Annotated in this window: 8 protein-coding genes; 3 read left to right on the forward strand and 5 right to left on the reverse strand. The window is 50.3% G+C overall.

What is annotated here, in order from left to right:
• Window positions 1-115 precede the first annotated feature (115 nt).
• Window positions 116-877, forward strand: coding sequence for an MBL fold metallo-hydrolase (locus tag ACQY8X_RS07625; protein ID WP_428034550.1), 762 nt, complete (start codon window positions 116-118; stop codon window positions 875-877).
• Between the two features lie 50 nt (window positions 878-927).
• Here ACQY8X_RS07625 and ACQY8X_RS07630 read toward each other — a convergent pair whose 3' ends face one another.
• Window positions 928-2670, reverse strand: a complete 1743-nt coding sequence (locus tag ACQY8X_RS07630) for a FecR family protein (RefSeq protein ID WP_428034551.1) — start codon at window positions 2668-2670, stop codon at window positions 928-930.
• 9 nt (window positions 2671-2679) lie between these two features.
• The gene (locus ACQY8X_RS07635; protein ID WP_428034552.1) at window positions 2680-3984 is read right to left on the reverse strand and encodes a surface lipoprotein assembly modifier; all 1305 of its coding nucleotides are present in this window, start codon (window positions 3982-3984) and stop codon (window positions 2680-2682) included.
• 371 nt (window positions 3985-4355) lie between these two features.
• Between ACQY8X_RS07635 and ACQY8X_RS07640 the strand changes: the two genes are divergently transcribed.
• Window positions 4356-4472 (forward strand): DUF1289 domain-containing protein, encoded by a 117-nt coding sequence (locus ACQY8X_RS07640; protein WP_428034553.1) that lies wholly within the window; start codon window positions 4356-4358, stop codon window positions 4470-4472.
• Here ACQY8X_RS07640 and ACQY8X_RS07645 read toward each other — a convergent pair.
• The 3 genes from ACQY8X_RS07645 to ACQY8X_RS07655 all read right to left on the reverse strand — a co-directional run bounded on the left by ACQY8X_RS07645 (window position 4461) and on the right by ACQY8X_RS07655 (window position 9561).
• On the reverse strand, window positions 4461-6395 hold the full coding sequence (locus ACQY8X_RS07645) for a RecQ family ATP-dependent DNA helicase (RefSeq protein WP_428034554.1): 1935 nt from the start codon (window positions 6393-6395) through the stop codon (window positions 4461-4463). The genes ACQY8X_RS07640 and ACQY8X_RS07645 overlap by 12 nt on opposite strands.
• A 323-nt stretch (window positions 6396-6718) precedes the next feature.
• Window positions 6719-8071: an aminotransferase gene (locus ACQY8X_RS07650; protein ID WP_428034555.1), complete on the reverse strand. Its 1353-nt coding sequence runs from the start codon at window positions 8069-8071 to the stop codon at window positions 6719-6721.
• Window positions 8072-8094: 23 nt separating this feature from the next.
• On the reverse strand, window positions 8095-9561 hold the full coding sequence (locus tag ACQY8X_RS07655; protein WP_428034556.1) for an NAD-dependent succinate-semialdehyde dehydrogenase: 1467 nt from the start codon (window positions 9559-9561) through the stop codon (window positions 8095-8097).
• A gap of 143 nt (window positions 9562-9704) precedes the next feature.
• Here ACQY8X_RS07655 and ACQY8X_RS07660 point away from each other — a divergent pair.
• Window positions 9705-10370 (forward strand): LysR family transcriptional regulator (locus ACQY8X_RS07660; RefSeq protein WP_428034557.1); only part of this gene is annotated, 666 nt, incomplete at its 3' end.

Below are 10370 nucleotides of genomic sequence, written 5' to 3' on the forward strand. Positions count from 1 at the left end.
ACTAAACTGTACAGTAACGGTAGTTAACAACTATAAGAGAACCTTGCCCTGTGATATAAAAGTAGCTGAACTGCATTAACCATATGCGGATGCTTCAGGGTAACCGGAGATGTAAGTGAAAATTGAGATTCTGGGATGTAGCGGCGGTATTGGACCAGGCCTGAAAACCACCACATTTCTGATAGATGATACTCTACTGCTGGATTCTGGCACGGGGGTAGAGCTGCTATCGATGGAGCGCATGCTGAACATTCGTGACGTGGTGATTACCCACGGTCATCTTGATCATATTATTGGCCTGCCGCTGATGCTGGCGACCATCTTTGATCAACATCAACAGCCCATCCATGTCTATGCTCTGCCTAAGGTTATTGCCGCACTTGAGCAGCATATCTTTAACTGGACAATCTGGCCCGACTACACCAAATTGCCCGAAGAGCGGCCTATTATTTCCCTTCATCAGGTAGAGGTGGGTGACGCCCTGACGATTCAGGGTAAAACAGTTACGGTGTTACCCTCAGAACACCCTACACCTACGGTAGGCTATCTCATTGATAATGGCCAAAACAGCTTTGTTTTTACCGGCGATACGGGCAGCAATGATAAACTCTGGCCACTTATCAACCAGCATAAACCCGATCTGTTGATTATTGATGTATCCTTTACCGATGAGTCCGATCAGTTAGCCCGGCTTAGTGGTCACCTCACCCCGGCGTTGCTTGCGCAGCAACTAATCCAACTGACACAGAACCCCCGCATCGCGATTACTCACCTGAAACCCGGCGTAGAAGATACCATTATGCAGCAGTGTCAACGACTACTGCCACAACGGCAGATAGACCGCCTGCACCAGGGCGAAGTGATCACGCTGGAGTAAGCGGTATAACCGTTACAGGTTTAGTGCGTAAAATGACAACCGGTCAGGATCTACGGCGCAGGACCACTGCTATCCAGCAGCACCGTTCCGACCAGGGTAATATCCTGATTGATCGGATTGGAGCCTGACGCACCATACGAGGTAACCGCGCCATCCGCCTTTGCACCGACCAGATCAAAAGTCATCTGCCCGTTCATGGTCGTATCATTGCCCCCAATGCTGCACTGACCACCACTACAGCTACCGACAAGCGCCAACTCGCCCCCCTGGAGAACATCGTTCAGCGAGGTTTTTATAGCAACCCCTTTATTATCAACCGCCTCAGTAAGGTTAAAGCTGCGAATACCGGTACCATCATCGACATCGGCCTTGATGCTCACCTGCTCGATATCAAGCGAATCCCAATTCACCAACACATAGGTACCGCCGTAAATTCGACCCGGAGCAGCTGCACCGCTTCCATATCCAACCAGAGACCCGGTAGCGCCATTGTCAATCTGAGGTGCAGTTAAATGGGTTGAGCCACTGGTAAAGGTGTACAGATAAGCACCACTGCGGGCCGTCGTTAGCGCATCTAACTGGGCCTGAGTGGTCAGGCTATCACTGTACATAAAGTGATAATCCCCCACCAGAATCTGATCTTTACGATTCTCGCTGAGGTTAAAACCTGTGTTCCAGCGCCCCCAGGTGACATTTGCCCCACCCAGGGCCAGGTTACCCGCCCCGGAAATTAAACCGGTAGTATTGCCGCCGTTAAAAACACAGGGAGAACAGGCATGTGGGGTGGTATTCGGCTGAGGATCGATATAGGAGAGTCCAGTCAGCAGATCTCCGGTGCCACCACTGCTATCGGTCATAATAACAGCCTTAGGGCTTGCCACTACCGAGCCATTGGCCGATAGCAAGCCTTTGGCCTTGTCATTCCGGGTAAAAGCAACCGCTACCAAAGCGCCATCACTAGCCGCAGAGCCATTACCGCTCGGATCAGGAGCGCCCTTTGCACTGATCTCAGATTGATCAGTATCAATGCCCTCTTCTGCGGTATCTGACGCAGGAATATGACTGGCGCTTTCTGAAGCCGCATCACTCTCAGCCAGATCATCCCGCTCCTCTTCGGGGGTAGCGGAATTAGTCGACTCCTTTTCCGCTACACCACCTTTCTCTTCAGCAGAGATTGCCGCATTAGTCTGATTCTTACTGTGCAGAACATAGTCTCCGGTCTGCCCGGTTGCTTTGCCCTGGCGTACACTGCCTCCACGAGCCCACCATGCCCCCTGACCGGCACTCACCACGATACTTTTCTTCAGCGTTGCTACGTCGATGGCCCCTTCAATTGTTTCACAGTAGATCCCCTCATCAGTGTACTCTACGCCGTAGTGGGTGCCACGGATACCGATCGTGGCCACGGTGGTTTCGAGTTGGTAGTTCTCTTTATTCGGTTTCCCAATCTGGCCAGAGATGGTTCTCATCCCCCCTTTCAGCAACTGAAAGAAAGCTTTTCCCTCTTCCGGTTGCTGCTGCTCAAAATGGTACTCCGCAATGCGAAACTCAGACTCAGGTTTGAGTGCCAGACGTGAACTATCACTAAACCGTAACTGTAACCGCCCTTCTCGTCCGGTTTTCAAGGTATCATTGGCAAACACTTCGGAATGACGTTTCAGAACCCGCTCACTGCCATCAGCAGCCACCGCGATATTCTGACCAAAACTTAAAATAACACTGCCTACAGACTCAGCTGCGGAAACCAGTCCCGAACTCAGAAGTAATACAATGGTTACAAGCAGAGATCTCATAGTTATACCTCACTCGAAGCTATAACGCAGACCCAGCATTCCCTGCTGTCGGTCATACTCATATAACTCAATATTGGAATCGGCATGGTTAGAGCTGAAATTAGCCAGCACCGTCCAGTTTTTTTCTACAGCCCATTCAAGATTAATATTCAGAATGACAAAGTCGTCTTCCCGCCGCAGACCATACAACCAGTCATCGCCTTTATAATGACTCGACTGGTAAGTCACGACAGGAACCAGACTCAGGTCAGCCATAGGCTCTAGCTGAACCCCCATACTTGCCCCCCAGAAAAAACGGTCAACCTGTGCATCCGCCAACACCCCGGCAGTATCCGGGGTTTCCTGCCCGGCAAACAGGCCGGCAAACCAAAGCGGACTCCAGCGCCCCGTCCCCATCCACAGATAGTTACCGCCAAGATGATACTGAGTAGCATCCTTCCAGTTGTCATCCGCATAATCCAGCAGGTTTACCCCGCCATATAACCTGAGCTGAGATGCCTTATCAGGAGAGTAGCTCCAGCTGCCATTAACACCCAACAGATCGCGATAGCTTTCACCATCGCGGCTGAAATGTTGCAGATCAGCCCCCAACCGGTAGCGACTCTGGTTATCGATCCAGGTATGCCCCCCCGATACAGAAAGGGTGGTGTAATCCTGTGCCATCTCATCATCATAGCGTCTTAAATCGCCGTTCAGGCTGAAATCTAACTTACGCTCTGCTGCATACTGATGTTCAACAGTTGCGCCCATGCGCAAACGATTGAACTGGTTTCCTCTGCCAAGTGCATCACTGGTCAGCGTCACCAGATTGGTCTGAGACTCTGGGCCAGTATTAATATTACTGTCATAACCCCGCCATAACTCAACGAAACTTTTAACATGAGTGGCAGGAAGGGATTGTTTCTTCGCAATCAGATCAAGATACTGAGCGATACGGATACGCACATTATCCGGGGGATCCAGTAACAATACCTGCTCAAACAGTTGCCGGGCCTTATCAGTCTGCTGTAACAGATAATAGCCGCGGGCAAGTTCCAGCCGAACTAAAGGGTTCTGCGGGTCTGAAAATGCCACCCGCTCCAGTGCAAATACACCCTCGCTGACATTCCCACTATCTATAGCCGCAACACCGTATTGAAAATCAAATTCAGGGTTACCCTCATAACGTTGCAAATAACTCATAGAAAGATCGTAGGCTTCATTGAAGCGACCCGCATCTAATAACTCTTTTATCAGCTCCGCACCACTCGCTGAAGCATAACTATCAGTGCAGAACAGAGTCGTTACTACCGCTATCCCTGTCAGTTTAATCAAAATGTTCACTCCGGACGATTCGGTTACTGATGCCAGATAACTGCTCAACTGTATGCTCAATAAGGTGCCCGCATCTGCGTGCAACTAAACATACAACTACCCTAAACACTCTGCGTTATTCATACTATATAGAATAATTCAAACAAATTAACCTAAATATATAGCGATTTTGGGTACTTTGGTGAAAGTTACACTACCCGTTAACAGCGCCCGTTTTTTCTACTGACAACCCGTTGAATGGCGTCTATATTAAAACCTCCCGCTGGAGCAGAAAGATGCAACTGCCAAAACCCACACAAACAGCCAGAAGCACCGCTATTTCGGCTTCTCCCTGCATCCGCAATTGCTGTTTAGATGAACAGGATATCTGTATGGGATGTTTCAGAACCCTTAAGGAAATTCTCGCCTGGCACCACGCCACAGATGACGAGAAACGCATCATTCTCAGTTTATCTCATGCCCGACAACTCAGTAAATCAAACAGATAACTGCTCTACTTTCGCTCGAATCCCGGCGTATCTCAGGCTTTCACAACTGGCGAATCCACGCAACTGCCGCACTTTATGTCGGGCAAATAACGGTACACTGATGCCCGCCAGAAAACGACACTGGGTATCCAGAGTGAGCCCGTCTGAAAGATGCTGACGCAATCCTCTCAGGTCGGCTATCAACTGCTGGTCGGATGGCCAGCGGGGCGCTTCAGAATATTCAAGCACGGCGGGAAAACCACGACAAACGGAGCAATGACCGCAGTTTTCAGCGCTCTGATGATCATCAAAATAAAGTGCCAGATGACGGCTGAGACAGTAGTCAAGCTCGAAAAACCCGACCAAAGCAGCGATTCTGGCAATCTCTTTGCGCTCTTTATCAATAAAGTAATCATACAATTGCGGTCCCAATAGCGGATCAGACAGCACCTGCGAACTTACCTGATAGACGTCTGTCACCTTTTTCGTTTCCAGCTCGATTAACCGCTGTTCCTGCAGATAATCTAATGCCGCAACCACCCGCTGACGATCACAGCGGTAGTCCTTAAACAACGTCTCAAACTCTAAAGTACCCCACACCCGTTTGAACTGGGTATGCGCTAATATTGCCTCAAGAAATGCTCTTCGCTCACCGTTAAACCGCTCAAGAATCGCTGTTTCCGGCTGTAACAGTTTGTATTTGAAGTCAGCAAAGTACGCATACAGAGGCTGCAACACGCCCAGTAGCTCCAGCTGCACCAACAATGTTTTCAGCGGTAACTGGCGGATATTGCTGGCTGACGATAAGGCGTTCAGCTGTAACTCCCACTGGCCGCCCTGACACTCATTGCGAATATTATCCAGTACAAACTCAATACCACTCAGTTCCGGGGTATCCCCATAGACAAAATTTTCTACCGTATTCAGGCCATCCAGATTCGCCAGGGTGATGCAGTTGGAGGGAAGCCCATCTCGCCCCGCCCGGCCGATCTCCTGACTGTAGTTTTCAATCGACTTGGGCAGGTCATAATGGATAACAAACCGGATATCGCTTTTATCAATCCCCATACCAAAAGCGATGGTGGCAACCACCACATCAACACGCCCGGTCATAAAACCGGTCTGTATCTGCTGGCGTTTCTGATCCTCAAAACCGGCATGATAGGCAGATGCGCGAATCCCCTGCTGAACAAGAAAGTCGGCAACCTCCTCGGCACTGTGTTGCAGAGTGACATAGACAATTCCAGAACCCTGCTGTTCGCTAATCAACTGTAACAGACGATGACGCTTTTCGACTGTGGTTACCGGCAAGACAGTAAGATCCAGATTAGCGCGGTAGAAACCGGTCTGGACAATATGGTGTTCATCAATGTCAAACTTAGCCGCCATATCCATTTTTACCTGCCGGGTTGCTGTCGCAGTTAATAGCAGTACCAAAGGGATATTGAGTTGCTGCCGATAAGTTGGCAGTTTCAGATAATCGGGTCTGAAATTATGCCCCCATTCGGAGATACAGTGAGCTTCATCGACCACCAGCATCGACACCGGTACCGACTGAATAAACTGCCGGAAACGCTCATTCTTAAAGCGCTCAACCGACACCATCAGAATTTTTGTCGTACCGTTTCGAACGTCGCTCATCACCTGGCGGTTCTGTTCCGGGGTCAGCGTTGAGTCGATGCTAGCAGCGGGTATTCCCTTCGCTGCCAGGAACTCCAGCTGATCTTTCATCAACGCCAGTAATGGTGAGACCACCAGTGTCAGATGGGGTAAAAGTGTCGCTGTCAGCTGATAACAGAGCGATTTACCGGAGCCCGTGGGAAAGATCGCCAGAGAGGAGTGACCCTGCAGTAGCTGACTCACGGTTTGTGCCTGACCCGGACGAAACTGCTCAAAGCCAAAAAGATTTTTTAGTGGTGCATAGATAGCGGTGTCTGTGTTCATGCCCGGTCCTTAAAATAAAACTGAAATTCAATCCCTGAATACAGTGAAGCAGTATAGCGGTATCGCTAGGGCACAACAGCAGAATATTTGCAGCCGATAAAGCTTTAACCCCACAGAGCACGGGTGGCGACCGATCTCAGAATAAAAAAGGGGGGACAAAAGTCCCCCCAAAAAGAGATCCGTTAGGATCAGTGCTTACTCAAGAAGCAACCCGATACTTCGAAAAGCATAAAAGCTGCAATAGAACTGTGGAGAATTACCGGGCCAGCCAGTTCCACACCAACCCGATCAAGCAAGAAAGAAAGAAAGAAGCGATATCGACTTCAGGCAGCAACCATGCCTTCGCGGGTAACAAAGTCGAGAGTTTCATCCAGTGCTTTACCGAGCTTTTCAACCATCTCATCGATCTGTGTTTCAGTCACGATCAGAGGCGGACAGAATGCCAGTGAGTTACCTGCAACCGCACGGGTAATCATGCCGTGGTTCTGACAGGACTGCATGGCAAAATAACCGGCAGCCGCGTTATCAAAGCCAGCACCACTCTTTTTATCTGCTACCATCTCAACGGCACCGATCATACCGGCACCCCGAACTTCACCCACCAGCGGATGATCACGGAATTCACCCAGACGTTTCTGCATGTATTCACCCACCTTAGCGGCATGAGCAAAGATGTTATCGCGCTCATAAATTTCCAGGGTTTTCAGCGCTACAGCGGCAGCAACCGGGTGACCTGAATAGGTATAACCATGGCCAAACACACCCACCTGTGTACTCGGCTCAACCATCGCCTCGTACATATCGCCGCGGATAGCAGACGCACTGATCGGCATATAAGCAGAAGAAAGCTGCTTAGCCAGGGTCATCATCGCTGGCTTTTCAATGCCCACGGTGGTGCAACCAAAATCGTTACCGGTACGACCAAAGCCAGTGATAACTTCATCAGCCCAGAAAAGAATATCGTACTTATTCAGAACCGACTGAACCTTCTGGTAATAACCTTTCGGTGGCACAATAACACCACTGGCACCGGTAATAGGCTCAGCAATAAAGGCCGCGATAGTGTCTGCGCCCTCTTTCAGAATCAGTTGTTCCAGGTTGTTAACAATACGGTCAACAAACTGATCTTCGGTCTCACCCGGTAATGCACCGCGGAAGTAGTGTGGCGCATCGGTGCGCAGAATACCCAGGGCTTCGAACGGCAGATCAAAGTGAGTATGGTTAGGCTGCAAGCCGGTGAGGCACGCAGAAGCAACTGTGACACCGTGATAAGAGCGCTCACGGGCGATAATCTTATACTTCTGTGGTTTGCCGATAGCGTTATAGTAGTAACGCAGCATCTTCACATGGCTATCGTTAGCATCACTGCCGGAGTTACCAAAAAAGACTTTAGCATTCTCAATCGGCAACATAGCCGTCAGCTTTTCAGCCAGATCCATACCCACCTGGTGAGTCTTACCGCCAAACATATGGGAATAGGCCAGCTTACCCATCTGTTCTGCAGCCGTGTCGATCAGTTCACGGTTGTTATACCCCAGCGAGGTACACCAGAGCCCGGCAAGGCCTTCCAGGTATTGGTTACCCTGGTTATCGTAAACATAGGCACCATCGCCCCGCTCTATCGTCAGGGTTTCAGTCGCTTTAAGGTTAGTTGTTGGGTAGATAATATTACTCATAACGCTTCTCCACGGCTCGCAGCTTAGCGCTGCAATGCGCCAAAACAGATGTACTTGGTTTCCAGATAATCATCCAGACCATATTTAGAACCTTCACGGCCCTGACCCGACTCTTTAACACCGCCAAACGGAATTACTTCAGAGCTGATCGCGGTTTCATTCACCCCGACCATGCCATACTCAAGCGCTTCAGAGACGCGCCAGCTGCGGCCCATACTCTCTGTATAGAGATAAGCGGCCAGACCAAACTCTGTATCGTTGGCCATGCGCACGGCTTCATCCTCAGTGCCGAACTTAAATACCGGCGCAACCGGACCAAAGATCTCTTCGCGAAACACCCGCATTGAGTCGTTTACATTAGTCAGCACCGTTGGCTGGTAGAAACAGCCACCCTGCTCACCCGGCTGCCCACCAATCACGACGGTTGCACCCTCGGCAACCGCATTCTGCACTTTGGCGTCGATCTCTTTCGCGGCTTTCTCGGTGATCACAGGGCCATGTGTGGTGCTGGCATCAAAACCGTTACCCACACGGAACTCGCTCACCGCTGCGGCAAACTTTTCGACAAAGGCATCGTAGATCCCCTCCTGTACTAACAGGCGGTTAGCACAGATACAGGTCTGACCTGAGTTACGGTATTTGGCGGTCAATGCACCGGCTACCGCCAGATCAAGATCCGCATCATCAAACACGATCACCGGCGCGTTACCGCCCAGTTCCATTGAGGTGCGTTTAACCGTATCCGCACACTGCTTCATCAGCAGTTTGCCAACCGGCGTAGAACCGGTAAAAGTAACCTTTTTAACCGTCGGGTTAGAGGTCATCTCGCCACCAATGGCTGGCGCATCACTTCCAGGAACAACATTGAATAAACCGGCAGGCAGTCCGGCACGGTTAGCCAGTTCCACCAGCGCCAGTGCTGACAAAGGCGTTTCTGCGGCTGGTTTTAATACAATCGCACAACCCACCGCTAACGCTGGACCAGCTTTACGGGTGATCATCGCATTAGGAAAGTTCCAGGGAGTGATAGCCGCAACAACACCAACGGGCTGCTTAACCACCACACCACGACGATCAGTTTGCGGAGTAGGAATAATATCGCCGTATACCCGCTTGCCCTCTTCAGCAAACCATTTAATGAATGAAGCGCCATAAGCCACTTCACCCCGGGACTCAGCCAGGGTTTTACCCTGTTCTGCGGTCATGATCACAGCCAGGTCTTCAGTATTCTCAATAATCAGTTGGTGCCACTTTTCCAGCACCTCGCTACGCGCTTTTGCCGGTAACGCCTTCCACGCAACCATGGCCTGCTCAGCGGCTGCAATTGCCCGACGGGTCTCAGCGGCACCGACACTGGCAACATCTGCCAGGTGTTTACCGGTAGCGGGATCAGTCACCGCAAATGTTTCGCCATTATCACCATCAACCCACAGGCCATTAATAAAGGCCTGGGTTTTAAGCAGTGATGCGTCATTTAGTTGTATTGTCATTATCTGTCTCCGGCATGCAGTCCCTTAAGCGACTGCGTTGTGGATCTATTTATAGATCGACAAATCTTTTGCTTATATAATTACTTATAAATATTTACATTTGCATAAGCAAATATTAAACCGCAACAATCAAAGGTAACCCTATGGGACGCAGAAAAGCCGCGCTCTCCGGTCAGCTGGCCGATATGGATCTGCGGCTGCTGAAAGTCTTTAAAGCGGTCGTTGAATGCGGCGGATTTACCCCCGCAGAAATTCACCTGAACCTTGCCAACTCCACTATCTCTAATTACATATCCGACCTGGAAAAGCGTCTTGATATGCGTTTATGTGAGCGTGGCAGGGCGGGGTTCTCACTGACAGAACAGGGGCAGACCGTATATAACGCCACCCTTGAGCTTCTCAGTGCCATCGACCAGTTTAAAAACACCATTAACCAGAGTCATAACCGCATACTCGGCGATCTCCATCTGGGGTTTGCCGAACATATGCTCGGCGCTCACAACTCATCCATTCTGGCAGCACTCAGCCAGTTTTCGGTTAAAGCCCCTGAGGTAAACATTCAGATCAGCACCATGAGCTCTGATGATGTTATCTCCGCACTGCTGAATCAGCAGGTCGACATCGGTATCACAGTGACCAGTCAGCCCTACCCCGAACTGACAACCATGAAGCTGTTCGACGAAGAGATGCTGCTGTATTGCGCTCAGGATCATCCTCTGTTCGTCCGAACGGATGAGATAACTCCCGCAGAACTACGCCAGTATCGCTTTGTCGAGTCTCCCAGACTGATGCCAGGACGGGAGGTGCAT

This window comes from Amphritea sp., assembly GCF_050300915.1.
Classification (GTDB): domain Bacteria; phylum Pseudomonadota; class Gammaproteobacteria; order Pseudomonadales; family Balneatricaceae; genus Amphritea.